Here is a 25,631-nt window from a genome sequence, read left to right on the forward strand (position 1 = left end):
ATGAGCCAGAGCATCGGCGGACCCCAGCGCATCGGCAACCTCGACGCGAGCCAGCTGGGCCCCCAGCCCACGTACCTGCCCGCCGACCATCCCGATGTGGAGGCGCGGCGGCGCCTGGACGGCGGCGAGGAGCCCCTCGACGTCGCCCACGACCTGCCCGGCAGCTCGCTGGCCTGGGCGCTGCTGGCCGACGAGGCTTTCGACGAGGGCCGCCGCGTGGACTCCTACGCCTATGCCCGAGTGGGCTACCACCGCGGCCTCGACGCGCTGCGCGCGGCGGGATGGCGCGGGGCCGGCCCGATTCCCTACGAGCACGAGGTCAACCGCGGATTCCTGCGCGCGCTCTACGCGCTCGGCCGCGCCTCGGCGGCGATCGGCGAGGGCGAGGAGGCGCAGCGGATCGAGAAGTTCCTGCGCGAGTCCGATCCCGCGGCCCTCGATGCGATCGCGGCCGGGCAGAGCTGACGGGCCGGGCGGAGCTGACGGGACGGGTGAAGCAGACGGGACGGGCGGAGCTGACGGGACGGGTGAAGCAGACGGGACGGGCAGAGCTGACGGGCCGGGCAGAGCTGACGGGCAGGGTTGAGCTGACGGGACGGCTGCCGCGATAGGATCGAGGGGTTCGTGCGGCGGGTGCGCATCCGCCGCAGCACCGCTAGTGATGAGGTCCCATGCCAGCAGCATCGTCGTCGGCGCCCAGTGGGGCGATGAGGGCAAGGGGAAGACGACCGACATCCTCGGCACCCGCGTCGACTACGTCGTCAAGCCCAACGGGGGCAACAACGCCGGCCACACCGTGGTGGTGGGCGGGGAGAAGTACGAGCTCAAGCTGCTGCCCGCGGGCATCCTGTCCCCGAACGTCACCCCCGTCATCGGCAACGGCGTCGTGGTCAACCTCGAGGCGCTGTTCGAGGAGATCGACGCGCTCGAGGCCCGCGGCGCGGACACCTCGAAGCTGCGCGTGTCCGCCAACGCGCACCTCGTGGCGCCCTACCACCAGGTCCTCGACAAGGTGACCGAGCGGTTCCTCGGCAAGCGCGCGATCGGCACGACGGGCCGGGGGATCGGGCCCGCCTATTCCGACAAGGCGGCCCGCCTGGGCATCCGCGTGCAGGACATCTTCGACGAGTCGATTCTGCGCCAGAAGGTCGAGGGCGCGCTGCGGCAGAAGAACGAGCTGCTCATCAAGGTCTACAACCGGCGCGAAGCGGAGGTCGAGGAGACCGTCGAGTACTTCCTCCAGTTCGCCGAGCGCCTGCGGCCCATGGTGGCCGACACCTCGCTGCTGCTCAACGAGGCGCTCGATGCCGGCGAGGTCGTCGTCATGGAGGGCGGCCAGGCGACCATGCTCGACGTCGACCACGGGACGTACCCGTTCGTCACCTCGTCCAATCCGTCCGCGGGCGGCGCGTGCATCGGGGCGGGGATCGGCCCGACGCGGATCAGCCGCGTCGTGGGGATCGTCAAGGCGTACACGACGCGCGTGGGCGCGGGCCCGTTCCCCACGGAGCTGTTCGACGAGATGGGGGAGCGGCTGCAGAGGACCGGCGGGGAGTTCGGCGTGAACACCGGCCGCCCGCGCCGCTGCGGCTGGTACGACGCGGTCGTGGCCCGCTATGCCGCGCGCGTCAACGGGTTCACCGACTACGTGCTGACCAAGCTCGACGTGCTCACCGGCATCGAGTCGATTCCGGTGTGCGTGGCCTACGACGTCGACGGGGTGCGCTTCGACGAGCTGCCCATGAGCCAGTCGGACTTCCACCACGCGAAGCCCATCTACGAGGAGTTCCCCGGTTGGACCGAGGACATCTCCGCCGCCCGCACGTTCGAGGATCTGCCCGTCAACGCGCAGAACTACGTGCTGGCGCTCGAGGCGGTCTCGGGCTGCCGGATGTCCGTCATCGGCGTGGGGCCCGACCGCGAGCAGTCCATCGTGCGCCACGACCTGCTCGACTGAGGCCGGCCTCGACTGACGCCGGCGGTACCCGGGGGTGCCCCGGCTGTGGGCTCGGGGGCTGGTGGGGGCGGGTACGGAGCGTGGAGTTTTGGGCGGCCCTGCGGAACGCTGGTCGAGGAGAACGAGGCTGGTCAGAACGGCGGGGGAGCGGTTTCGGGTGTCCACGGTGCGCAGTCGGAGTCGGGAGACGGTGTGTGGGCCTCACCACCGTAGCCAGCCGTTGTTGGCCCGCTGCAGACAATCGCTCCGCTGTCCTGTGTGCACCCGTCATCCACTCTCGAGGTAGTAAAGCGACGAGGGGGAAGTGCGGTGTTGCAGTCCATGAATGGAATGGAACATGTCAGAACGGCGGTGGATCGTCTTCCTCGATCGCGGGTTCGTGTGGTTCTGCGCCGTTGGCCGCTAATAAGCGCGAGGGATCATCTGGGACGACCGTTCTGAAACCTCGCCGGGATGGGCGACCGGCCTCCTCGGAGCGACCGCGGCACAGCTGCGCCACGCGGCGGGCATGCTCGATGTCGATGTGGGAACAGGGTGCGTCAACGGGGCCGACGAGGGGCGCGGGGAATGTCCAGCGGACCGAGCCATCCGGCTCGTCGCCCACGCGTTCGACCGCGAAGAGCCCATTGGTCTTGTGCAGGTGGTGCCTGCGGCAGAGCGGGTGGAGATTGTCGAGCTGAGTGGGGCCGCCCCGAGCGGGATCGCTGCGGTTGAACGGGGTGATGTGGTCCGTGTCGCTGCTTGTTGCGCGCCGCGAGCAGCCGGGCACCGTGCACCAGACCCATCTCGCGTTGACGGTGGTCCGCAGGGCCTGCGGGATCGCGTACGTGCGGGCGAGCGCTTCGATTACTCGCCCGGTGGCGGGGTCGGTGAGCAGGCGCCGCATCGAGGGGGCGCAGGCGGCGATCCGCCGGGCATCCGCAGCCGAGACGGGGGAGGCGTCGTCGAAGTGGCCCGGCAGCTCGGACTCCCCAATGAGAGAGAGGAATGGGATGGTGACGCACACGGCGGCCTGTCGGCGCAGCCAGCCGCGTGCCGTCGGCATCTGGAGCTGGAGTGAGCGCCGGCTGCCGTCTGCTGCGAGGACCTCGAGGGGCAGCGTCGGGATGGTGAAGAGGCCGAGGTCGAAGCGCAGCTGATCGATCGAGCGCTCCTCGTCGAAGGCGGTCGCGTGATCCAACCGGCGCCCGGTCTCAGGGTCGGTGAACAGCGATGCGTGCGACAGCGCGATGGCGTGTGCCCATGCCGTTGAGCGCCGCCAAGCCGCGGTCACATCCGCGATCGGGCCGGTGTACTGCAAACAGCCGGTGCCGTCTCCGTTGTTCCAGAACCGCACGCGGCGGTTGCGCTGGGCATCGTCGAGCGCGTCCTCGGGCGGCAGCAGGGCGGCGAAGATGTCGTCCACGGCCTTCTTTCAGCGCTTCCACTCCCATGCGGCGTCGAGGTCGCTGACGAGTGCATCGAACTCGCCGCGCAGTCCGAGGGGCAGCGTCGCGGTCTTGCCGCTGGCGTATTCGAGCCGGGTGAAGCCGAGCCGGTGCTCCACGGTCAGTGCGTGCACGAGAGGCATGGTTGCCGTCACGCCAAAGGCCCGGCCCGCGATCGTGTGGGCACGGAAGATGGTGACGTCGAGAGCCGACGCCAGCTCGATCCAGACGATCTCCGGCAGTGCGCCCAGCAGCTGTGTGTAATCGGCGGGGATATGGGCTTCGGGGTCGCGGGCCGTGAGCGGGGCATTGTGGCGCAGGTACGCGGTCGTGAGATGGCGGCAGAGGGCGTGTGCACGGCCGAGCTGCGCGTCCTCGAGGAGGTTGATGGAACTCGCGAGGCCGCGACCGCCTCATCGCGATCGGTATACGAATACTAATCGAACACAAAGCCAATCGCAACGCGTTAGAAGCCTGTGGATCGAGAAGTTTTCCATGTGGGAGTGTTTCGTCGGTGCATGCGGACGGGGCTGAACCGACCAGAGCTGCGGACGAGCAGACGGATCGTCGGTGCGCTTCTCGTGGGCACTCGTGAGTGGCTTTGGGCGCACCCGGTGGCGGCGCCTCTTCCACTGCACGGCTTTCACAGTGCCTCGCAGCTTGGGTCCAAAGGGCCTCACCACCGGCCCCGTCGCACTGAGGTATGTCTCTCGCTCCTCGGCGACGTTCTGCCGTCATGATGCGCCGATCATGGCACCCGCCGCCGATCACTGCCGAGCGGCCGGATTACCCTGCCCAGCACTTCGGCTACTCAGCCGTAGCGCCGTGCCCAGCGCCTCACCCAGCACCGGGCCAGACCCGGCGATTGTCCACGACAACCCGGACCCGCGCTCACGCCCCCGCGCTCACGCCGACGCCCCCGCGCACACGCCCGCGCCTCGGCTCACGCCGACGCCCTCGCACCACGGCTCACGCCGACGCCTCGGCCTCCGCCCGCTCGTTCCTCCGCGCGCGCAGGCGGCCCCAGCCGGTGTAGGCGAGCGCGCCCAGCAGCACGATGTAGAGGACGATCGCGATCGGCGACTGGAAGAAGACGGCGTAGTCGCCGTCGGAGGACAGCAGCGCGTCGCGCATGTTCGTCTCCGCGAGCGGTCCCAGGACCATGCCGATCATGAGCGGCGCCAACGGCACCCCGTAGCGGCGCAGCACGAAGCCCAGGATGCCGATGCCCAGCAGCATGAAGAGGTCGAACACGGACGACGAGGTCGCGTAGATGCCCAGCCCGCAGAACACCGCGATGCCCGCGTACAGGTAGGGCTCGGGGATGAGGAGGAGCTTCGCCCACAGCGGCGCGAACGGCAGGTTGAGGATGAGCAGCACCACCATCGCGATGAAGAACGAGGCGAGCAGGCCCCACACGAGCTCCGGGGCGCGGTCGAACAGCAGCGGCCCCGGCTGCAGCCCGTACTGCCGGAACGCGGCGAGCATGATCGCGGCGGTCGATGAGATGGGCAGGCCCAGTGCCAGCAGCGCGCCCATCGCGGTGCCCGTCGTCGCGTTGCCGGCGGCCTCGGGGGCTGCGAGCCCGCGGATGGCGCCGTGGCCGAACTGCGGGTCCTTGCGCCGGCGGTCCAGGCGCCGCTCGAGCCCGTAGGCCATGAACGTCGGCACGTCCGCGCCGCCCACCGGGATGACGCCGAACGGCAGCCCGATCGCGGTGCCGCGGAACCAGGCGGGCGCGGCCTCCTTGAGCTCCGCGCGGGAGAGGAACGGCCGGCCGGACGAGCGGACGGTCGCGTCGTTGCGCTGGCGCCGGATGCGCGAGGCGGTGAAGAGCACCTCGCCGAGCGCCAGGACGGCCACCGTCACGGTGACGAGCGAGACGCCGTCGAACAGCTCCGGCACGCCGAACGTGAAGCGCTCCGTGCCGGAGACGGAGTCGATCCCGATGACGGAGATCCCGATGCCCAGCACCAGCGCGGCGAGCCCCTTGAGCACCGAGTCGGCCACGACGGACGAGGTGGCGGCGAAGGCGAACAGCGCCAGCGCGAAGTACTCGGCGGGCCCGAAGCTCGCGGAGAGGTCCGCCAGCTGCGGGGCCAGGAAGACGACGACCACGCAGGAGACGATGCCGCCGATGAACGCGCCGATCGCAGCGGTGGCGAGCGCCTGCGGGGCGCGCCCGCTCAGGGCCATCTTGTGGCCCTCGAACGTCGAGGCGATCGCCGAGGACTGTCCCGGCGTGTTCATGAGGATCGCCATCGTCGAATCGCCGAACAGCCCGCCGAAGTACACGCCGGCGAACATGATGAACGCCCCGGTGGGATCGAGGGCGAAGGTCAGCGGCAGGAGGAGGGCGACCGCCATGGACGAGCCCAGTCCCGGCAGTACGCCCACGGCGGTGCCGAGCAGGCAGCCGATGACCACCCAGAGCAGGTTGATGGGCGTGAGCGCGTGGCCGAAGCCCTCGATGAGCAGGTGGACGGACTGCATCACAGGCCTCCCAGGATGCCGGACGGCAGGTTGAGCCCCAGCGCCACATCGAAGCCCAGGTAGACGAGCGAGGCGAACGTCAGCGCGAGCACCAGGTCGAAGAGCGGACGCCGCGAGCCCATCGAGCGGCACACGCACCAGAACAGGATGGCCGCGGCGATGATCCAGCCCATCGGCACGATGAGCGCGGCGAAGGCCGCGAAACCGCCGGCCGCCCAGCCCAGCGCCGCGAAGTCCGAGTGCGTGCGGTGGCGCAGGTCGGCCGAGCGGCGCACCCTCACCTGGCCGTGGGAGCCGCCCGCCTCGCCCTCCTCCGGGTGCGCGTTGAGCTGCGAGGAGGCCAGCGCGGTGGTGAGGGGGGAGGTGAAGGCGCCCTCCTCCTCGGCGGCCTCGCGGGCCTTGAGCTCGTCCGCGTCCGGCTCGGGGAACGTCTCCTCGACCGGCTCGGGATGGCGGATGCAGGCGATCGCGAGGAGCACGGCGAGCACGTAGCCGGCCACCATGATGATGGCGGGGAAGAAGCGCGGGCCAGGCGGGTCCGCGTCCTCCACGGTGGGCATCACGAGGATGCCGACGAGGAGGTAGGTCGAGAACGCCGCCATGATGAGCGGCACCAGGAGGTTCGAGCGGCCCTCCCACCAGGTGCCCTGGCCCCAGCGCACGGGGGCGGGCGCCGCACCCGAGGTGTGGGCGGGCTCCGCACCCGCACCCGAGGTGCGAGCGGCATCCGCGCCAGCGCCCGCGCCTGTGCGCGCGCTCGCCCTGCCCGCGCTGGTGCTGCCCGCGGTCTCGTCGTGCTCGCTCACAGTCTTAGCTCCCCGATGAGTTCGCTGACCTGCTTCTGGTCGTCCCGGATGAAGTCAGCGAGCGCGGGCCCCGTGAGCCACACGTCCGTCCACTCGTTGCGCGCCAGCGCGTCCTGCCACTGCGCCGAATCGCGGGTGCGCCGGAGGATGTCGATGAGCTGCCCCGCCTGCTCGTCCGTGATGCCGGGGGCGCCCAGGTAGCCGCGCCAGTTCGTCAGGTCCACCTTGCTGCCGAGCTCGGTCATGGTGGGGATGTCGATGCCCTCGAGCCGCTGGGGCGCCGCGATGGCCAGCGCCTTCACGCGCCCGGCCTCCACCTGGTCGGAGACCTCGTTGTAGCCGGTGCAGGCGAAGTCCGAGGTGTGCGAGAGCAGGGTCGCGATCGCCTCGCCGCCGCCGGCCTTGGGAATGTAGGTGAAGGCCGCGGGGTCGATGTCGTTGGCCTTGGCCAGCTGCGCGATCGTCAGGTGGTCCACGGACCCCGCGGAGCCGCCCGTCCACGTGAAGCGCTCCGGGTCCTTCTTCCACTCGGAGATGAGCCCGTCGAGGTCCTTGATGGGGGAGTCCGCGGGTGCGATGAGGACGTCGTAGTCCTCCGCCACGCGGGCCAGCAGGGCGACGTCGTCGAAGCCGACGGGGGACTTGTTGAGCACGATGCCGCCCGTCATCGCGGTGCCGGTGGCGAGGATGGTGTCCGCCTGCCCGTCCATCGTGGAGAACCGGCCCAGCCCGATCGTGCCGCCGGCGCCCGGGATGTTGACCACCTGGGCGTTGTTCGTCACGCCCGCCAGGCGCATGGCCTGCTGGGTCTCGCGGACGAAGCCGTCCCAGCCGCCGCCGGCCCCGGCGGGCGCGATCATCGTGAGGTTGGCGGACAGATCGCCGGACTTCGTGCCGGAGCTGATGGAGAAGCCCGTCGCCGTGCCCACCGACGCCACGGCGAGGGCGCCGAACGCAAAGGCGCCCAGGCGGCGGCGCGTGATCCCGCCGCCCTCCGGCTGCGGGCGCGCGGGCTCACCGGGCGGGGTGTGCTGAGTGTCGGTCATCGTCGATCCACATCCAGTCTGCTGCGGGACCGCGCGCGGAGCCCGTGCGCGGTGGGGCCCACTCTAGCCCCCCGCCGGGGCCCGCGCGGGGGTTCGCGTCAGCGGATGCGCCGCGCGAACGGCCACCAGCTGGCCCGGCCGATGTCGTAGAAGAGGCCCGGGACCAGGAACGAGCGGACGAGGATCGCGTCGAGCAGCACGCCGAAGGCCACGATGAAGGCGAGCTGGACGAGGAACATGATGGGCAGCACGGCCAGCGCGGCGAACGTCGCCGCCAGCACGATCCCCGCCGACGTGATGACCCCGCCCGTGCGCATGAGCCCCAGCAGCACACCGGGGCGGGTGCCCACCCGCACGGCCTCCTCCCGCACCCGCGACATGAGGAAGATGTTGTAGTCGATGCCGAGCGCCACGAGGAAGACGAACGCGTAGAGGGGCACGGACGGGTCCGCATCGGGCAGCCCGAGCACGTGCTGGAACACGAGCGCGGAGGTGCCCAGCGCGGTCGCGAAGCTCACGACCGTCAGCCCCACGAGGAGCACGGGCGCCAGCACGGAGCGCAGCAGCAGCATGAGGATGAGCGTGATGACCGCGAGGATGAGCGGGATGGCGATGGTGCGATCGCGCTCGGCCGTGTCGTTGGAGTCCAGCGCCACGGCGCTCGGCCCGCCCACGAGCGCATCGGGGTCCTCGGCGTGGACGACGTCGCGCACCTGGGCCACCGAATCCCACGCCTCCGGGCTGTTGGGGTCCTGGGCGAGCGTAGCCTGGAGCAGCACCCTGCCCTCCGCCGTCGTGGGCTTCGGGGTGACGGTCTTCGGCGGCCCGCGGCGCGCCCCCGGGCCCGCGTCCGACGCGGTCGCGGTGGGCGTGCGGTCGGTGGCCTGCTCGGGGACCTTCGTGAGCCGGCCGTCGGATTCGAAGGAGGCCGAGCCGGACTTCATCTCCGCCGAGGTCACCGTGAGCGACTCGACCGTGTCCAGGCGCTGGAGGGCGCGGGCGACCGGGCGCTGCTCAGCGGCGTCCACGACGATCTGGAGCGGGGAGCCCGAGCCCCCGGGGAAGTGCTTCTCGAGCGTCGCCTGGCCGTCGCGGGTCTGCGACTGCCCCAGCACGAGGTCGGCCTGGGACACCCCGTCGGCGGAGAACCGCGGCGCCCACAGCGCGGGGATGATGAGGATGATGAGCGCGCCCAGCCACACCCGCCGCGGGTGGGCCGCGACGAGGCGGGCGATCGAGGCCCACAGCCCCCGGCCCTCGACGCGCTGGGCCCGGGAGCCCGGATCGACCGCGGGATCGACGCCGAGGGCGGCCGTGCCCCGGCCGGGCTTGGGTGCGAATGGGAAGAACGCCGCGCGGCCCAGGAGCGCGAGCATGGCCGGCAGGAACGTGAGCGCGGCCGCGATCGCGATGACCAGCCCGATTGCGGCCACCGGCCCCAGGGCGCGCGTCGAGGACAGATCCGAGGTCAGGAGGCACAGCAGGCCGGCGATGACGGTGCCGCCGCTGGCGAGGATCGGCTCCCACGCGCCGCGCAGCGCGGTGAGCGTGGCCCGTGCGCGGCCCACGCCCGGCACCGCGAGCGCGTCGCGGAAGCGGGCCACGTAGAGCAGGGAGTAGTCCGTCGTGGCGCCCACGACGAGGATGAAGAGGATGCCCTGGACCTGCCCGTTGATGGGCAGCACGCCGGCGCTGGCCAGGTGCCAGATGACGAAGATCGCGGCGGACAGTGCGGAGACGGAGGTGAGGAGCACGACGATCGGCAGGAGCGGGGAGCGGTAGACGACCACGAGGATCGCGAAGACCGCGCCCACGGCCACGAGCAGCAGGAGGCCGTCGATGCCCTGGAAGGCCTCGACGAGGTCCGCGGTGAACGCGGCGGGCCCGGTGACCTGGACCGTCATCCCCTCCACATCCGCGTCGGCGATGATGGCGCGCAGGGTCTCGACCCCCTCGCCGGCATCCTCGGAGACGATGGGGGCGATGACCTCGTAGGCGCGCTCGTCGTCGGACGGCACCGGGGGCGATGCCTCGTCGACGATCCCGGCGTCCTGGGCGCGCTCGGTGATCTCCTCGAGCGCGTCGGCGGCGCGCGCATCGCTGGGGGAGCTCGTGCTGGGCCGCTCGGCGACGATGATGGCGGGGGGCCCGGAGCTGTCGCTGAAGCGCTCCACCCAGTCCGAGGCGCGCGTCGACTCCGCCGAGCGGGGCAGGAACGAGCTCTGGTCGTTGGTGGAGACCTCGCCGATCCTGCCGAAGTACGGCCCGCCCACGCCGGAGACGGCCAGCCAGCCCAGGATGAAGACGGCGGTCAGCGTCCAGATGAGCCCGCGCGCGCGGCGCGTGGGCGGGGCGGTGCGCGCGGCCGGGTCCTGCGCGGGCGCGGTGCTGCGCGGGGCGGTGGGCTCGGAGTTCTGGGCCGGCGCGGCGGGGGCCGGGCGGTCAGCAGGCGCGTCTTCATCCCGGCCAGCATATCGGCTCCCGGCCGCCGAGGTGAGGCCAGGCTAAGGGGCCCGCTCCCGCGGCCGCGGGCACCCGGCGCCGTTGCGTAGGGTGGGTGCCATGACTGACGACGCGCGCACGGAATCCGCCCCGCAGGCACCGGAGTCACCGCAGGCACCGATCGCGGCCAAGCACCCGCAGGTCCGCGAGCACCACGGGCATGCCTTCCGCGACGACTACGAGTGGATGCGGGAGAAGGACTCGCAGGAGCTGCTCGACCACCTCGCAGCGGAGAACGACTACACCGCCGCGCGCACCGCCCACCTCGCGGCGCTGCGCGAGGACGTGTTCGACGAGATCCGCGCGCGCACGAAGGAGACGGACATGTCCGTGCCCGTGCGCCGCGGCGGCCACTGGCACTTCGCGCGCACGTTCGAGGGCAAGGACTACCCCGTCCAGTGCCGCATCCCGGCGGTCCCCGGCGACTGGACGCCGCCGGCCCTGTGCGACGGGCAGACGCTGGAGGGCGAGGAGGTGGTCCTCGATCTCAACGCCGAGGCCGCGGGCCACGAGTTCTTCTCCCTGGGCTCGTTCTCGCTGAGCTCGGACGGAGCCCGTCTGGCGTGGGCGGCGGACACCACGGGCGACGAGCGCTACCTGTTGCGCGTGCGCGATCTGCGCACCGGCGAGGACCTCCCCGATGCCATCCCCGACACGTTCGGCGGCGCCGAGTTCGACCGCAGCGGCGAGTTCGTCTTCTACACGACCGTCGATGCCGCCTGGCGCCCGGACACCGTGTGGCGCCACCGGGTGGGCACCCCGGCGAGTGAGGACGTGCGCGTCTTCCACGAGCCCGACGAGCGCTACTTCGTGGGCATGTTCCTCTCCCGCTCCGAGCGGTTCGTCTTCTTCGTGACCGAGTCGAAGGTCACCTCCGGTTGGTGGTTCGTCGACGCCGCGGACCCCCAGGCGCAGCCGCAGCCTGTCTGGCCGCGCGCCGAGGGCGTCGACTACGCGGTCGAGCACGTGGTCGTCGCGGGTGAGGACCGCTTCCTCATCACGACGAACCGCGACCGCGTCGACTTCGACGTCCTCGACGTCGCGGTCGCCGATCCCACGGGCCCCGAGCGGCCCGTGATCGGCACCGCCGAGGGCAAGCGCATCGAGGGCGTTGACGCATTCGAGGGCTTCCTGGCGCTGAGCTACCGCAGCGGCGGCTTCGCCCGCGTGGGCCTCATCCCGCTCGCCCAGGATGCGCCCGCCCAGGATGCGCTCGCCCGCCCGGCGGGCGCCTCGGCGGCGGAGGCCGGCCCCTACGGGCCCTTGGACGAGGTGGAGGTCGACGAGCCGATCGGCACCCTGGAGCTCGGGGCGAACCCGGAGTGGGCGCAGCCCACCCTGCGCCTGGCCTACGGCTCGCTCGTGACGCCGGCGACCGTCTTCGACCTCGACGTCGCCACGGGCGAGCGCACCGTGCTCAAGCGCCAGGAGGTGCTGGGCGGGGTGGACACGGCGGCCTACGAGCAGGCGCTGCGCTGGGCCACCGCGGCCGATGGCACGCAGGTGCCCATCTCGCTCGTCTGGTGCCGCGATGCCGTGCCCGCCGGCTGGGCGGACGGCGCCGCCCCGGCGCCCGTCCTCCTCTACGGCTACGGGTCCTATGAGACGAGCGTCGATCCGTTCTTCTCCGTCCCGCGGCTCTCGCTGCTCGACCGCGGCGTCGTCTATGCCATCGCCCACGTGCGCGGCGGCGGCGAACTGGGCCGCCGGTGGTACGACGAGGGCAAGACGGTGGCGAAGCAGAACACGTTCACCGACTTCATCGCCGCCGCGGACCACCTCATCGCCGCGGGCCTCACCGAGCCGGCGCGCCTCGTGGCGACCGGCCGCTCGGCGGGCGGGCTGCTCATGGGTGCGGTCGCGAACATGGGCTACGACCGGTTCGCCGGCATCAGCGCGGGCGTGCCGTTCGTCGACGCGCTCACCTCGATCCTCATGCCGGAGCTGCCGCTCACGGTCATCGAGTGGGACGAGTGGGGCGATCCGCTCCACGACCCCGAGGTCTACGCGTACATGCGCTCCTACTCGCCCTACGAGAACGTCGGCGAGCACCCCTATCCGAAGATCCTGGCCCTGACCTCGCTCAACGACACCCGGGTGCTCTATGTCGAGCCCGCCAAGTGGGTTGCGCGGCTGCGCGAGGTGGGAGCGGATGCGCTGCTGAAGACGGAGATGGTCGCCGGCCACGGGGGCGTCTCCGGGCGCTACGACGCCTGGCGCGAGCGCGCCTTCGAGTACGCGTGGATCCTCGACGTGCTCGGTGTGGGCGGGGTGGGGCGGCCAGGCCACGGCGGATCAGGCGCTGACCGGCCGGAGGCGGTGCCGCGTGGATGACGCAATCGCGGCCGCGGTGGTGCTCGTCGCGCAGGCGGGGGTGGCCGCGCTCTGCTACGTCACGACGCGCCGTGCCGCGCGCGGGCAGCTGGGCCCCAACGGCTTCCTCGGCATCCGCACGCCCGCCACGCGGGCCTCGCCCGAGGCGTGGCGGCGCGGGCACGAGGCCGCCATGCTCTACGTGCGCTACATGCCGTGGACGGCGGGCGGCTGCGCCGTGCTCGGCGTCGTGGGCTGGATCCTCGCGGGTCCGGCCGCGGCGCTCACCGTGGGCCTCGTGGGCCTGGCGAGCGCGGTCTTCCTGGTGCTCTTCGCCGCCGTGTTCGCCCAGCTCGCCGCCAAGGACGTGCGCTGAGCCCCAGGGTGCCGCAGCGCGTGCCCGGCGCCCTGGGCGGTCAGGGTACGGCGTAGTCCGCGTCGCGGGCATCCGTGATGAGCATGTGGCCGGGCGCATGGCCCAGTGCGAGCTCCGGGCGGGACTCCATGACCGCCGCCTGCGGGGTCACGCCGCACGCCCAGAACACGGGGATGTGGCCGGCCGGGATCGCCACGGGGTCCCCGAAGTCCGGGGCTCCGAGGTCCGCGATGCCCAGTCCCGCCGGGTCGCCCACGTGCACCGGGGCGCCGTGGACGGCGGGGTAGCGCGAGGTGATGCGCACGGCATCGGCCACCCGGTCCGGCGCGATGGGCCGCATCGACACGACGAGCGGGCCGCCCAGCCGGCCGGCGGGCGCGCACCGGCGGTTCGTCCGGTACATCGGCACGTTGACGCCCTGCTCGATGTGCGCGATCGGGATGCCGGCGGCCAGGAGCGGCGCCTCGAACGTGAACGAGCAGCCGATGATGAACGTGACGAGGTCATCGCGCCACACCGCGTGCAGGTCCGTGGGCTCGGCCGTCTTCTCCCCGTCGCGGTAGACGGTGTAGCGGGGCACATCGGTGCGGATGTCGCCGCCGGCCAGCAGGGGACCCGTCGTCTCGCCCGCGTCGAGCACGCCGAGCACGGGGCACGGCTTGGGGTTGCGCTGGGCGAAGAGCAGCACGTCGAACGCGAGCTCGCGCGGCACGATGAGGAGGTTGGCGTGCGCGTGGCCGGCCGACCACCCCGCCGTGGGCACGGCGAGCCCGGCGCGGAACTCCGCGCGCGCCTCGGCGGGGGACAGGTCGCCCGGCGCGGTGGCCATCAGAACCGCGCGCTGGCCAGGCGGGCGCCCTCGACGAGGGAGGCGAGCTTGGCGAACGCGATCTCCGGGTGGATGCGCCCGCCCAGTCCGCAGTCCGTCGAGGCCACGACGCGCTCGGGGCCCACGAGCCGGGCGTAGCGCTCGATGCGCTCGGCGACGAGCTCCGGGTGCTCGACGACGTTCGTCGCGTGCGAGACGATGCCGGGGATCAGGTACTTCCCGTCCGGCAGGGCCGTGTCCTCCCAGATCCGCCACTCGTGCTCGTGGCGGGCGTTGGCGCCCTCGAACGTCAGCCCGGCCGCGTTGACGGAGAGGACCTGGTCGACGATCTCGGCGAACGGGATGTCCGTCGTGTGCGGGCCGTGCCACGAGCCCCAGCACGTGTGGAACCGCACCCGCTGCGGGTCGATCCCGCGCAGCGCGTGGTTGAGGGCGTCGATGCGCACCTGGATGTAGGCGCGGTAGTCGGCGTAGCTGGGCTCGGGGCTGATCTGGTCCCAGCTCTCCGCGATGGACGGGTCGTCGATCTGCACGATGAGCCCCGCCTCGGTGATGGCGAGGTATTCCTCGCGCAGCACGTCCGCCCACGCCCACACGACCTCCTCGTCGGTGGCGTAGTGGCTGTTGCCGATCCGCGCGGCCGAGCCCGGGGCGAGTGAGTTGAGGAACCCGCGGGACTCCTCGTAGCCCGCCGCTGCGAGGCCGGCCTTGAGGTCCGCGATGTCCGCGGCCACGGCCTCTTGGCCGGTGTAGGTCAGCGGGCCGACGATGGTGGGGAAGGCGATGTTGTGGCGCGGATGGATGGCCTCCGCCTCGTCGCGGTAGGCGCCGGGGAAGGCCTGGCGGTCGCGGCGCTGCTCGAAGCTCGTGAGCTCCAGCCCGCCGGCCGCCGCCGGGGCGGGGGTGGCGTTGTAGAGGCCGCCCTCGGCGAGCTCGAGGCCGCCCGTGCGCTCGAACGAGTAGTGCCACCAGGCCCCGAAGTTCAGCGGCGAGGCCATCGTGTGCCCGTACTCGCCGTCGTTGGGCTCGCTGAGGCCCAGCTCGCGCTGCCGGGCGACGATCTCCACGACGCTGCCGCGCAGCAGCTCGCCGAAGTCCGCCGGTGCCCGGCCCTCCTCCCGCTTGGCGCGGTTCGCGGCGATGAGGGCCTCGCTGCGGGGCAGGGATCCCGCGTGCGAGGTGCGGATCTGGGTGCTCATGCGTGCTCCTTCGTAGGCGTGGCGGGTCTGGCTCATGTCTACCAGGCCCGCCACCGCCTGCCCAGGGCCGCTGACGTCCGGGGTCATACGGCCGCGGGCTGCACGGCGCCCGGGCTCAGGCGGGCGCGAGGCGCGCGGTGCCGAGGATGGCGTCGAGTGCCGCACCCAGCCGGGCGCGCGCCTCGGCCGCATCGGCGGCGGCGGGGAACCGCGCTGCGATGACGCGGTCGGGGCGCACGAGGAGGGCCCCTGCGTCGCCCACCGAGCGCAGCCGGTCCCACTCGGCGAAGACGTCGTGCCATTGGCCGCCCTGCGCGATCTGGACGAGCTCGAGTCCCGGGCGGCCCGCGGCGGCGGCCTGCGCATTGAACTCGTCGACGGCCTGGCGCCAGGCGGCATCGTCGATGCCGGTGACGAGGGCGAAGCGGCCGTGGCCCACGACGTCGATGCTCGACTGGGCCCGGCGCTCGCGCTCGATGCGCGCATGCGGGAGCATGGCCCCGGGGCGGGCGCTGGGCTCGAAGTGGAGGTTGGGGTCGCGGTCGGCCGGGCGTTCGGGAGCCTCGTCGGCCGGGTCCGCGAGCACGGCGGTGGAGGCGTAACGGACGTCCATCTCCGTGCCGAGCGCGTTGAACTGGTGGTTCTGCAGCTCGATCGCCGTGTTGAACTCGTCCCGGCGGGCCCGCGCGGCCTCGCCGGGGCCGAACAGCGCGTCGAGCGCGGCCCAGCCCTCCTCGGCGCTCTGACCCGGCTCGAAGCCGAGCGCGCGCGAGATCCCGGCCATGTCCTCCACGCTCTTGAGGGCGCGGTCGACGACGTGGCGGCCCACGGGCTGGCGCTCGGCGGAGTAGGTGTCGAGCAGCGCGTCGCCGGCCTGCCCGCGCAGCACGGCGGCGAGCTTCCAGGCCAGGTTGAACGCATCCTGCGCGGAGGTGTTCGTGCCCAGGCCGTTGGCCGGCGGATGGCGGTGCGCGGCATCCCCGGCGAGGAACGCCCGCCCGCGCCGGTAGTCATCGGCGACGAGGTGGTTGATCGACCACTTCGAGGCGCTCTTGATGGTGATCTCCACGTCCGGATCGCCGATCGTCAGGCGGGCGCGCTCGATGAGCGCCTCCTCGGACATGTCCGGCTCCTCGGCCGGGTCGTACATGACGAGGAGGACCCACTCGGTGAACGGCGTGACGTTGATCCACGTGCCGGAGCCCACCCAGTAGTCATTGCCCGGCTGCGCCATCCAGTACAGCGTGCCGCGGCGGTGCTCGCAGTACTGCGTGAGATCGGCCTCGAGCCAGATGTTGAGCGCCGCCCCCAGGTCCGTCTCCCCGGTGAAGGAGAAGCCCAGCTGCTTCGCGACGCGGCTGCGCGCGCCGTCCGCTCCCACGGCGTAGCGGGCGCGCAGGGCGGACTCGGCCCCCGTCCGGCGGTCGCGAACCCTCGCCGTCACACCCGCCTCGTCCTGGGCGACGGCGATGAGCTCGGTGTCGAAGCGCACCTGGGCGCCGGCGGCCAGCGCCCCGTCGAGCAGGACGGGCTCGAGGCGGTGCTGGGGGACGTTGCACATGGCGGTGGGGCTCGCGGCCTCGTAGTCGGAGCTGCGCTCGACGCCGGCGCCCCAGGTCTCGAGGCACGCGATCTCGCGGCCGGCGAAGCTCGTGGCCCACACGTTGTTGCGCAGGTACGAGTTGTCCGTGGCCACGGCCCGCACGGCAGCCTCGAGGCCCAGGTCGCGGTAGACCTCCATGGCCCGCTGGTTCGTGATGTGGGCGCGCGGGGAGTGGGCGGTCGATGGGTACTTGGTGATCGTCAGCGCGTCCACCCCCTCGCGGGCGAGCAGGTTCGCCAGGGTGAGGCCGGCCGGGCCGGCGCCCACGACGAGGACATCGACGTCATAGGGGGTGTGCGCTGCTGTCGTGTTCACCGTTGCTCTCCTTTGAGTGGCGGTGCTGCGAAATGGCGGTGCCGTGAAGCGGCGATGCTGCGAGACTGCGGTGCCGAGCGGGTGCATTGCTCCGCTGTTCACCATGACTGCTATTCATCATGATTGATTATGATGAATAGCAGTCTGCGCCCCGCACCCCCTGTTGTCAACAGTTCAACTACCGTGGGGCCGGGTCTCGGCGCAGGCGCGGGGGCTTGACGACGAAGCCGAGGCTCGACGAAGGAGGACCGGATGTCGCGGATCGACGACGCGGTCGAGGCGCTCAGGGGTGTCCTCGCGGGCGCCGAGCCCGGCCAGCGGCTCGGCACGAAGGACGAGCTGCAGGCGCGGGCCGGCGTGTCCAAGGGGACGTTTGCCGAGGCCCTGCGCCTGCTGCGCGCCAGCGGTGCCGTCGAGCTGCGCCCAGGGCCCGGCGGTGGTCTCTTCGCGGGTGCGCCCACCCCGGTCGCCCGGTTGGGCAATTCGCTGCTCGCCCTCGATGCGGCCGCCGCGGACGTGGGCGAGGCCGTGCGGATCCGCGACGCCCTCGACCCCCTGCTCGTCGAGGACGCCGTCGCGCACGGCACGCCCGCGGGCTATGCGGAGCTGCGGGCCGCGCTGGCCCGGATGGAGGCCGCGGTGGCGGACCCGGAGGAGTTCGTGCGCGCGAACTGGGAGCTCCACCGCCGCATCGCGGAGCTGAGCCCGAACGCGCTGCTGCGCTCGATCTACCTCAGCCTCCTCGACATCGTCGAGGAGCACACGACGGCTGTCCTCCCGGCCCCGGAGGAGCCCCTGGCCCCGTATGTGCGCCGGCGCCTGGGCGTGCACGCGGACCTCGTCGCCGCGATCGAGTCCCGCGAGCGCGCCGAGGCGCTGCGCCTGACCGAGGTCCACCGCGTCTCCGGTGGAGCGGGCGGCGACCGGTAGCCGGCCGCCGCCCCCTCAGTGCCGGCCGCGGTGGGCGCCGCGCTCCTTGGCCTTGGCGATCAGGTGCCCCACGACGATGAGCACGAGGCCTGCCAGCGTCCATGCGATGAGCGTCCACCAGGCCTGGCCGAGCGGTGCGTCGGGGAAGTAGGACAGGTCGCGCAGCAGGGTGCCCGCTGCGCCGGGGACGAAGTACTGCCCGATCTCACCCCAGTGCCAGGCGAGGAACTCCTTGGGCTGGGACAGCGAGGAGATGGGATTGCCCACGAACATCGTGAGCAGGGCGCCCAGCGCGATGCCCGCCGGGCCGATGAGCGAGACGAAGCCGTTGACGATCGCAGCCGTGGAGGCGATCGCGAGGCCGGCGGCGAGCATGTTGAGTCCGAAGGAGCCCTGGAGGATGCCGAACCACCCCTGGAGGATGCCTGCGAGCGCGAGGCCGCCCACGGCGCCGTAGGCGATGACGGCCACGACGCGCATCCGGCGGCTGTGGACCAGGGTGCTGATGAGCACGCCGCCCACGATGCCGCCGATCGTCAGCGGCAGGCCGGCGATCGCCAGGCCGGAGCCGTTCGGATCGTTGTCGTTGAGCGGCACGATGTCCGTCACCGTGATGTTCGGGACCTCCTGCTTGGCCGCCGACTTCGACGTGGAGGACTTCGAATCCGAGGACTGTGAGGACGAGGACTGCGAGCCCTGCCCGGCGCCCGACTGGGCGGACTGCATGGCCTTCTGCATCTTGCCCAGGGCCGACTGCATGCCCTCCAGGGCCTGTGCGTCGATCTTCAGCTGCATCTGCGTGCCCATGGTCTTCAGCTGCTGGGCGACGGCCGGCGAGCCCGCGCTGGCGGTGAGGATCTCCGGGCTGTCCCCGCTTATGATGACCGCGCCGTAGACGTCGCGGTGGCGGATCTGGTCGACCGCGGCGGCGCGGCTGTCGGCCTCGCGGACGTCGAGGAGTCCGTCGGGGGCGCTGTCCTCGAGCTGGTCGATCTGCTTCTGCGATCCCACGACGGCGACCGGGAGGTTCTTCGCCTCTGCGGTGACCGTCGGCCAGCTGAAGGCGAGCAGGACGAGGCTGACGATCGCGGCGGCGACGACGGCGATGCCGATGGCGCGCAGCCACATGACGGGGTGCAGGCGCGAGGTTGCGGGCACGTCGTGCGAGGCGGTGGAGCCGGCGGGGGATTCGACGGGCGCGGGGCGGCGCTCCGGCGCGGGGATTTCGGGCATGGGGGAAACCTCCGATTGAAAACGAATACTCGTTCATTGTTATGATGGGGTCGTTCCGTGTCAAGAATGAGCGTTCGTATGGGAGGCAGAGTGCCGAAGGTCACAGAGGAGCACCGGGCGGCGATGCGGCGGCGCATCCAGGACGCCGCGCTCGCCTGCATTGCGCGCAGCGGCTTCGCCGGGGCCTCGATGTCCGACATCGTCAAGGAGGCGGGGCTGTCCGCCGGGGCCGTGTACGTCTACTACTCGGGCAAGGGCGAGCTCGCCGTCGATGCGGGGCGGCGCGTCATGGAGGGGCGGCTGCGCGAGCTCGTGGAGATGAGCGAGGCGGCGGATCCGGAGCCCCCCGCAGTGGTCATCCCCCGCCTCGTCGCGCGGATCCTCGGGGAGGACGAGACGGCCGGCCTGGCGCTCCAGGTGTGGGGCGAGGCGGCCTACGACCCGGAATTCGCCGGGCTCGCCCGGGAGATCTTCGCGGAGATCAGCGCGCGCTTCGAGGACTACCTGCGCGCGTGGTTCGCCCGCGGTGCGGGGCTGGGCGAGGAGGCCGCGGCCGCACGGGCCGTCGTGCTGGCCCCCGCCGTCATGGCGCTCATGCAGGGGTGCCTCGTGCAGACCACGATCCTGGGCGGCACTGCGGCCGCCCGCTGCCGCGCGTCGATCGCGGCCCTGCTCGACGGGCTCTGAGCGGGCTCAGCCGAAGTGGCGCGGCAGCGTCGCGGCGTGGACCTCGCGCAGCCGGGCGACGGGCAGTGCGAAGCTGCCCGTGACGTCGAGCACCGGCTCGGACTCGCCCGCGTCGGTCATGCCGATGCGCTGGTGGGCGAAGCCGCGGGCGGTGCACATATCGGTGAAGCGGATCTCCTCCGAGCGCGGCACCGCGACGATCGCCCTGGCGCTGGACTCGGAGAACAGGGCGGTGAACGCGTCGATGCCGTCGCGCTCGCACAGCTCGTCGAGCCACACCCGCGCACCCGTGCCGAAGCGCATGCACGCCTCGGCAAGCGCGATCGCCAGGCCGCCCTCGGACAGGTCGTGGGCGGCATCGACCATCCCGTCGCGCGAGGCGTTGATGAGGATGTCCGCCAGTGTCGCCTCGGCCTCGGGGTCGAAGCGCGGGGGCACACCGCCCAGGTGGTCGTGGACCACCCCGGCCCAGGCGGAGCCGTCGACCTCCGCGCGGGTGGTGCCGAGCAGGTAGATCGTCAGCCCGGACTCGCGCCAGCCCGACGGGGTGCGGCGGGCGACGTCGTCGAGCACGCCCAGCACCCCCACCACCGGTGTCGGGTGGATGGCCACCCCGCCGGTCTGGTTGTACAGCGAGACGTTGCCGCCGGTCACGGGCACGCCCAGGTCCTGGCAGCCGCGTGCCAGGCCCTCGACGGCCTGCGCGAACTGCCACATGATCTCCGGGTCCTCCGGCGAGCCGAAGTTCAGGCAGTCGGTGACGGCCAGCGGCCGCGCCCCGGTCGCGGCGACGTTGCGGTAGGCCTCGGCGAGCGCGAGCTGCGCACCGCGGGCGGGGTCGAGGTAGCCGTAGCGGCCGTTGGCGTCGGTGGAGATCGCGATGCCCAGCCCCGTGGCCTCGTCGATGCGGATGACCCCGGCGTCATCCGGGAAGGCCAGGGCGGTGTTGCCCTGCACGTAGCGGTCGTACTGGTTCGTCACCCACTCCTTCGACGCGAGGTTGGGCGAGCCGAGCAGCGTCAGGAGGGTCTCCCCGAGGGCTGGCCCGTCCTCCGGGCGGGCCAGGCCGGCTGCTGCCACGGTGTCCGCGGCCACGGCCTCCGTCCAGGACGGGCGCTCGAAGGGCCGCTCGTAGACGGGGCCGCTGACCGCGACCGTCTCCGGTGGCACGTCGACGATGACGTCGCCGTGCCAGTCGATGATGAGCCGGCCGGTGTCCGTGACCTCGCCCAGCACGCTAGTCTCGACCTCCCAGCGCTGCGTGATCGCGAGGAACTCCGCGAGCTTGTCGGGGCGCACGACCGCCATCATCCGCTCCTGTGACTCACTCATGAGGATCTCCTCCGGCGTGAGCGTGGGGTCGCGCAGCAGCACGTCGTCGAGCGCGATGCGCATGCCGCCGTCGCCGTTGGCGGCGAGCTCCGAGGTGGCGCAGGAGATGCCGGCCGCCCCGAGGTCCTGGATGCCCTCGACCGCATCCGCGGCGAAGAGCTCGAGGCAGCACTCGATGAGCACCTTCTCCGCGAACGGGTCGCCCACCTGGACGGCGGGCCGCTTGGCCGGCTTCGTGTCGTCGAAGGACTCCGAGGCGAGGATCGAGGCGCCGCCGATCCCGTCGCCGCCCGTGCGCGCGCCGAACAGCACGACCTTGTTGCCGGCGCCCTTCGCGTTGGCCAGGCGGATGTCCTCGTGGCGCATGACGCCCACGGCCAGCGCGTTGACGAGCGGGTTGCCCTGGTAGACCGCATCGAAGACGACCTCGCCGCCGATGTTGGGCAGGCCCAGGCAGTTGCCGTAGCCGCCCACGCCCGCCACGACGCCGTGGGCGACGCGGGCGGTGTCCGGGCTGTCGATCGCCCCGAAGCGCAGCTGGTCCATGACGGCCACGGGCCGGGCGCCCATCGAGATGATGTCGCGCACGATGCCGCCCACGCCGGTCGCGGCGCCCTGATAGGGCTCGACGTAGGAGGGGTGGTTGTGCGATTCGACCTTGAACGTCACCGCCCAGCCGCCGCCGATGTCGACGACGCCGGCGTTCTCGCCCATGCCCACGAGCAGGTTCTCCGTCATCTCCGGCGTGACGAAGTCGCCGAACTTGCGCAGGTGGACCTTCGAGGACTTGTACGAGCAGTGCTCGGACCACATGACGGAGTACATCGCGAGCTCTGCCGAGGTGGGCCGCCGGCCCAGGATCTCCTTGATCCGGGCGTACTCATCGGCCTTGAGGCCCAGCTCCGCGTAGGGCTGCTCGACGTCCGGGTGGGCCGCCGCGTACTCGACGGTCTCCTTGACCTGCTTGTCGTCGGCGGGCGGGGCGGCGGGCTGGGGGCTCGTCATGGGAGGCGGCGTCCTTTCTCGAACTGATCCGCGCTCAGTCTAGCCGCGCCGCTCAGGCGTTGGGTGCGGCGCTCGTCCCCGCTCCCCGGCGCCGGATCGCCGGCAGCTCGATGCGCCCGCTCGTCGTGGGGCGGGCCGCCGCGCCCGCTCCGTGGTCCCCGCCCGCACCGCAGCACGGGGACCCGGCGGCGCCCGCCGGCGCGGGGATGTCCGCGCTGAGGGGCGCCTCGGCGGCCGTGCCGGGGCCGTGCACTGGGTCAGTGCCGGGCTCCGCGCCGACGCCGGGCTCGGGGCCGTCCGGCAGCGCGGCGAGGAGCGCCTGGGCGTCCTGGCCGAGGATCTCGAAGCCGCCGTCGACGATCATCTCGATGTCCGCGCGCGCGGCCTGGCCCTCGCTCGTGAGGTAGTCGCCCAGGAACAGGGAGTTGACGACGTGGAGGGCCAGCGGCTGGAGCGTGCGCAGGTGCATCTCGCGCCCGCCGGCCATGCGCAGCTCGCGGTCGGGGCACATGAGGCGCACGACCGCGAGGATCCGCAGGCTGCGGCGCGGGTCGAGGTCGCGGATGTGCCCGAGCGGGGTGCCCTCGAACGGGATGAGGAAGTTCACGGGGATCGAGTCGGAGCCGATCTCGCGCAGCGCCTCGACGGCCTCGACGAGCTGCTCGTCCGTCTCGCCCATGCCCACGATGAGGCCGGAGCAGGGGGACAGGCCGGCGTCGCGGGCGCGGGCCACCGTGTCCGCCCGGTCGGCGTACGTGTGGGTCGAGCAGATGTCCTCATAGCGCGACTCGGCGGTGTTGAGGTTGTGGTTGTAGGCGTCGACGCCCGCCTTGCGCAGGGCATCGGCCTGCCCGTCCTTGAGGAAGCCCAGGCAGGCGCACACCTCGACGCCGGGGTGGGCCTCCTTGAGCCGCTCGGTGAAGCCGGCCACGCGCCCGATGTCGCGGTGGGAGGGCCCGCGCCCCGAGGCGACGAGGCACACCCGGGAGGCGCCGCCGCCGATTCCGGCCCCGGCCTGCCCGACGACCTCGTCGGGCTTGAGCCACGAGTACTTGAGGATGTCCGTCGTGGAGCCCAGGCGCTGGGAGCAGTAGCCGCAGTCCTCGGGGCACAGTCCGGACTTGAGGTTGATGAGGTAGTTGACCTTCACGAGGTTGGCGAAGAAGCGGCGGCGCACGCGCCCCGCCGCGGCCACGAGGTCGAGGAGCTGGTGGTCCGGGGTGCGCAGGAGTGCGAGGGCGGCCTCGCGGGGCAAGGGGCGGCCGGCAATGGCGTCATCGGCAAAGGCACTGAACATCGTTCAAGTATTGAACACTGTTCAGGGCGGTGCAAGTCGGGCGCGCCGACCCGGCTCACCCGGCCAGCGGCCGCACCGTCAGGCACTGCTCGAGCGCCCCCACCGGGCCCTGCTCGTCGTGCAGGACGGTGTGCGTGAGCCCCAGGCCCGTGGGGCCGAAGGACACCGAGGTGTCATAGCCGAGCCACCCCTCGCCCGGGGTGCGGAACAGGTGGGCGGTGAGGTCGACGTTGGGGAACATCACCCGCGCCGGATCCGCGCGCACCGTGAGCCCGTTGGCGCCGTCGAAGAGCGCCGCGGCCTGGGCGAGCCGGGTGGCCTCGGCGTCGTCGACGAGGCCCACGTCCGTGCGCAGCCACGTCATCGCCCGCCCGGGCTCGCGCTGCGCGCGCCGGGACCGCGTCGAGGCGATGAAGCCCCCGGGCCAGACCTCGCTGCCCGACCACTCCGGCAGCTCGTCCGGCCCCGGAACCTCCGGCAGCGGGCTCGCGGCCAGCGCCGCGGTGTCCCCGGCCTGCATGAGCCACATCCGGGCGATGACGATCGTCCTGCCGCCGTAGAGCAGCTTGGCCTCGACGAGCTCGATCGTGCGCCCGGGGCGCAGCACCGAGAGCTGGTAGCTCATCGTGTCCATGGGCACCGTGCCGAGGATGTCGCAGGAGATCCGGCCGATCTGCAGGCCGTCGGAGCGCCGCGAGTCGCGATCGCTCTCCACGAGGTGGACGAGGAGGCCGACGGCGGGGGAGATGTGCTGCTCGCGCGGGTCCCACGCCCCGGAGACGTGCTCGGTGGGGCGGTAGGCCGCGCGGCCCACGCGCTCGAAGTAGACGCTCATGGGCCCCCATCCTACGGAAGGCCCGCCTCTAGACTGGGGCGCATGTCGGTGCCGAAGATCGTCCTCTTCTACGCGTTCGCGCCGCTGCCGGACCCCGAGGCGGTGCGCCTGTGGCAGCGCGCGCTCGCCTCCTCGCTGGGGCTCGGCGGGCGCATCATCGTCGCCGCCCACGGCATCAACGCGACGGTGGGCGGCGACGTCGCCGCGGTCAAGGCCTACGTCAAGCAGACCCGGCAGTACCCGGCCTTCGCGGACGCGGACTACAAGCTCTCCGACGGCGCGGGGGACGACTTCCCGCGCCTGAGCGTGCGGGTCCGGCCCGAGCTCGTGACGTTCGGCGCCCCGGACGAGGTGCGCGTGGACGAGCACGGGGTGGTCGGCGGCGGCCGGCGCGTGGCGCCCGAGGACCTCGCGGGGCTGCTGGCCGAGCGGCCGGACGCCGTGATGTTCGACGGGCGCAACACGATGGAGGCACGGATCGGCCGCTTCCGCGGGGCGGTGGTCCCGCGGGCGGAGACGACGCGCGACCTGCTCGCCGAGCTCGACGCCGGGGCCTTCGACCACCTCAAGGACCGCCCGGTCATCACGTACTGCACCGGCGGGGTGCGCTGCGAGGTGCTCAGCGCGCTCATGCGCCGGCGCGGCTTCGCCGAGGTCTACCAGCTCGACGGCGGGATCGTGCGCTACGGCGAGGCGTTCGGCTCAGACGGCCTGTGGGACGGCTCGCTCTACGTCTTCGACCGCCGGATGCACGTGGAATTCGCCCCCGGCGCCCACTCCCTGGGGCGGTGCGGTGCGTGCGGGGAGCCCACCGCGGACTACGCCAACTGCTCCGATCCCGCCTGCCGCCGGATGTTCCTGCGCTGCCCCGCGTGCACCGCTGCCGGCCGCCTGCGGGAGTGCGGGCAGTGCACCGCCGCACCTCGTGCCGCCGCCCCGCTCGCACCCCGACCGCCCACCGCAGAACCGCTCACCGCCGAACGGAGCCCCTCATGAGCCCGGGAATCATCGCACTCTTCGTCGGCGCGGGGATCCTCTTCCTCGCGGCAATGGCGCTCGTCGTCGTCACGGTCACGAGGGCGATCGGCTACCACCGCGCCATCCGGGACCGCGAGGCGGCGCTGGCGGGAGCCCCGATCGGGGTGGGCCTCATCGAGGGCATCCACCGCACCCTGTGGACCTACGGCAGCGGCCCGCCCGGCGGCGGCGCGCCGCACCTCTACCGCTTCGACGTGCGGGTGGAGACGGAGGACGGGCGGCAGTTCACCAGCCGGGTGGAGCGGTACCTGTCCGTGCTCGAGCGCCGTGATTTCCAGGAGGGCACGCTGCGCCCCGTCCACTACGCCCCCGGCCGCGAGGAGGAGGCGGTCTTCGTCACCGACCCCGCCGCGGCCGCCGAGGCGCAGCGCGTGCTCGCCGTCGTGCAGGCCCGCCACCGGCGCTGAG

General features: G+C 72.4%; 21 protein-coding genes. 8 read left to right on the forward strand and 13 right to left on the reverse strand.

The genetic code is table 11. The features are described from left to right. Both GSY69_RS02020 and GSY69_RS02025 read left to right on the forward strand, forming a co-directional pair. Positions 1-465 (forward strand): DUF3151 domain-containing protein, encoded by a 465-nt coding sequence (locus GSY69_RS02020; RefSeq protein WP_160952231.1) that lies wholly within the window; start codon positions 1-3, stop codon positions 463-465. A 196-nt stretch (positions 466-661) separates the two neighbouring features. Continuing rightward, positions 662-1,957 (forward strand): adenylosuccinate synthase, encoded by a 1,296-nt coding sequence (locus GSY69_RS02025; RefSeq protein WP_160952232.1) that lies wholly within the window; start codon positions 662-664, stop codon positions 1,955-1,957. 340 nt (positions 1,958-2,297) lie between these two features. Here GSY69_RS02025 and GSY69_RS15085 read toward each other — a convergent pair whose 3' ends face one another. The 6 genes from GSY69_RS15085 to GSY69_RS02055 all read right to left on the reverse strand — a co-directional run bounded on the left by GSY69_RS15085 (position 2,298) and on the right by GSY69_RS02055 (position 10,002). Next, complete coding sequence (locus GSY69_RS15085) at positions 2,298-3,362, reverse strand: HNH endonuclease signature motif containing protein (RefSeq protein WP_160952233.1); 1,065 nt, start codon at positions 3,360-3,362, stop codon at positions 2,298-2,300. A 9-nt stretch (positions 3,363-3,371) separates the two neighbouring features. Next, positions 3,372-3,518 (reverse strand): hypothetical protein, encoded by a 147-nt coding sequence (locus GSY69_RS02035; RefSeq protein ID WP_160952234.1) that lies wholly within the window; start codon positions 3,516-3,518, stop codon positions 3,372-3,374. 835 nt (positions 3,519-4,353) lie between these two features. Further along, positions 4,354-5,877 carry a tripartite tricarboxylate transporter permease gene (locus GSY69_RS02040; RefSeq protein WP_160952235.1) on the reverse strand — a complete coding sequence of 508 codons (1,524 nt, stop codon included), beginning with the start codon at positions 5,875-5,877 and terminating at the stop codon, positions 4,354-4,356. Further along, positions 5,877-6,683: a tripartite tricarboxylate transporter TctB family protein gene (locus GSY69_RS02045; protein WP_328698720.1), complete on the reverse strand. Its 807-nt coding sequence runs from the start codon at positions 6,681-6,683 to the stop codon at positions 5,877-5,879. Before GSY69_RS02045 ends, GSY69_RS02040 begins: the two co-directional genes overlap by 1 nt. Then, complete coding sequence (locus GSY69_RS02050; protein WP_160952236.1) at positions 6,680-7,729, reverse strand: tripartite tricarboxylate transporter substrate binding protein; 1,050 nt, start codon at positions 7,727-7,729, stop codon at positions 6,680-6,682. Before GSY69_RS02050 ends, GSY69_RS02045 begins: the two co-directional genes overlap by 4 nt. 98 nt (positions 7,730-7,827) lie before the next feature. Further along, positions 7,828-10,002 carry an MMPL family transporter gene (locus GSY69_RS02055; protein WP_328698721.1) on the reverse strand — a complete coding sequence of 725 codons (2,175 nt, stop codon included), beginning with the start codon at positions 10,000-10,002 and terminating at the stop codon, positions 7,828-7,830. Between the two features lie 289 nt (positions 10,003-10,291). Here GSY69_RS02055 and GSY69_RS02060 point away from each other — a divergent pair, with 289 nt between their 5' ends. Together GSY69_RS02060 and GSY69_RS02065 are read left to right on the forward strand one after the other, a co-directional pair. Beyond that, on the forward strand, positions 10,292-12,565 hold the full coding sequence (locus GSY69_RS02060) for a S9 family peptidase (RefSeq protein ID WP_160952237.1): 2,274 nt from the start codon (positions 10,292-10,294) through the stop codon (positions 12,563-12,565). Beyond that, the gene (locus GSY69_RS02065; RefSeq protein ID WP_160952238.1) at positions 12,558-12,920 is read left to right on the forward strand and encodes an SdpI family protein; all 363 of its coding nucleotides are present in this window, start codon (positions 12,558-12,560) and stop codon (positions 12,918-12,920) included. Before GSY69_RS02060 ends, GSY69_RS02065 begins: the two co-directional genes overlap by 8 nt. Before the next feature lie 40 nt (positions 12,921-12,960). On the opposite strand, the gene GSY69_RS02070 is transcribed toward GSY69_RS02065, so the two are convergent. The 3 genes from GSY69_RS02070 to GSY69_RS02080 form a co-directional block, all read right to left on the reverse strand. Continuing rightward, entirely contained in the window at positions 12,961-13,749 is a 789-nt protein-coding gene (locus GSY69_RS02070) for a putative hydro-lyase (protein ID WP_160952239.1), read from the reverse strand. Then, on the reverse strand, positions 13,749-14,948 hold the full coding sequence (locus GSY69_RS02075; RefSeq protein ID WP_160952240.1) for a cobalamin-independent methionine synthase II family protein: 1,200 nt from the start codon (positions 14,946-14,948) through the stop codon (positions 13,749-13,751). The genes GSY69_RS02070 and GSY69_RS02075 overlap by 1 nt, the downstream gene beginning before the upstream one ends. A 115-nt stretch (positions 14,949-15,063) precedes the next feature. Then, complete coding sequence (locus GSY69_RS02080) at positions 15,064-16,866, reverse strand: FAD-dependent oxidoreductase (RefSeq protein ID WP_328698722.1); 1,803 nt, start codon at positions 16,864-16,866, stop codon at positions 15,064-15,066. A gap of 252 nt (positions 16,867-17,118) precedes the next feature. On the opposite strand from GSY69_RS02080, the gene GSY69_RS02085 reads away from it, so the two are divergent. Beyond that, positions 17,119-17,796 (forward strand): FadR/GntR family transcriptional regulator, encoded by a 678-nt coding sequence (locus GSY69_RS02085; RefSeq protein ID WP_160952241.1) that lies wholly within the window; start codon positions 17,119-17,121, stop codon positions 17,794-17,796. 15 nt (positions 17,797-17,811) lie between these two features. Here the strand turns inward: GSY69_RS02085 and GSY69_RS02090 are convergent, their stop codons facing one another. Further along, positions 17,812-19,029 carry an ABC transporter permease gene (locus tag GSY69_RS02090; protein ID WP_160952242.1) on the reverse strand — a complete coding sequence of 406 codons (1,218 nt, stop codon included), beginning with the start codon at positions 19,027-19,029 and terminating at the stop codon, positions 17,812-17,814. 90 nt (positions 19,030-19,119) lie between these two features. Between GSY69_RS02090 and GSY69_RS02095 the strand changes: the two genes are divergently transcribed. Then, entirely contained in the window at positions 19,120-19,716 is a 597-nt protein-coding gene (locus GSY69_RS02095; protein ID WP_160952243.1) for a TetR/AcrR family transcriptional regulator, read from the forward strand. A gap of 6 nt (positions 19,717-19,722) precedes the next feature. Here the strand turns inward: GSY69_RS02095 and purL are convergent, their stop codons facing one another. From purL to GSY69_RS02110, 3 genes are read right to left on the reverse strand one after another with little or no spacing between them, the layout of a single operon-like run. Next, positions 19,723-22,053 carry a phosphoribosylformylglycinamidine synthase subunit PurL gene (gene purL / locus GSY69_RS02100; RefSeq protein ID WP_160952244.1) on the reverse strand — a complete coding sequence of 777 codons (2,331 nt, stop codon included), beginning with the start codon at positions 22,051-22,053 and terminating at the stop codon, positions 19,723-19,725. A 52-nt stretch (positions 22,054-22,105) separates the two neighbouring features. Further along, the gene (gene bioB, locus GSY69_RS02105; RefSeq protein WP_160952245.1) at positions 22,106-23,350 is read right to left on the reverse strand and encodes a biotin synthase BioB; all 1,245 of its coding nucleotides are present in this window, start codon (positions 23,348-23,350) and stop codon (positions 22,106-22,108) included. A gap of 55 nt (positions 23,351-23,405) precedes the next feature. Next, entirely contained in the window at positions 23,406-24,185 is a 780-nt protein-coding gene (locus tag GSY69_RS02110; RefSeq protein ID WP_160952246.1) for a thioesterase family protein, read from the reverse strand. A gap of 42 nt (positions 24,186-24,227) precedes the next feature. Between GSY69_RS02110 and trhO the strand changes: the two genes are divergently transcribed. Together trhO and GSY69_RS02120 are read left to right on the forward strand one after the other, a co-directional pair. After that, positions 24,228-25,181, forward strand: a complete 954-nt coding sequence (gene trhO, locus GSY69_RS02115; protein WP_160952247.1) for an oxygen-dependent tRNA uridine(34) hydroxylase TrhO — start codon at positions 24,228-24,230, stop codon at positions 25,179-25,181. Next, positions 25,178-25,630 carry a hypothetical protein gene (locus GSY69_RS02120; protein WP_160952248.1) on the forward strand — a complete coding sequence of 151 codons (453 nt, stop codon included), beginning with the start codon at positions 25,178-25,180 and terminating at the stop codon, positions 25,628-25,630. Before trhO ends, GSY69_RS02120 begins: the two co-directional genes overlap by 4 nt. Position 25,631: the final 1 nt, after the last annotated feature.

The organism is Brevibacterium rongguiense (assembly GCF_009857845.1).
Lineage (GTDB): Bacteria > Actinomycetota > Actinomycetes > Actinomycetales > Brevibacteriaceae > Brevibacterium > Brevibacterium rongguiense.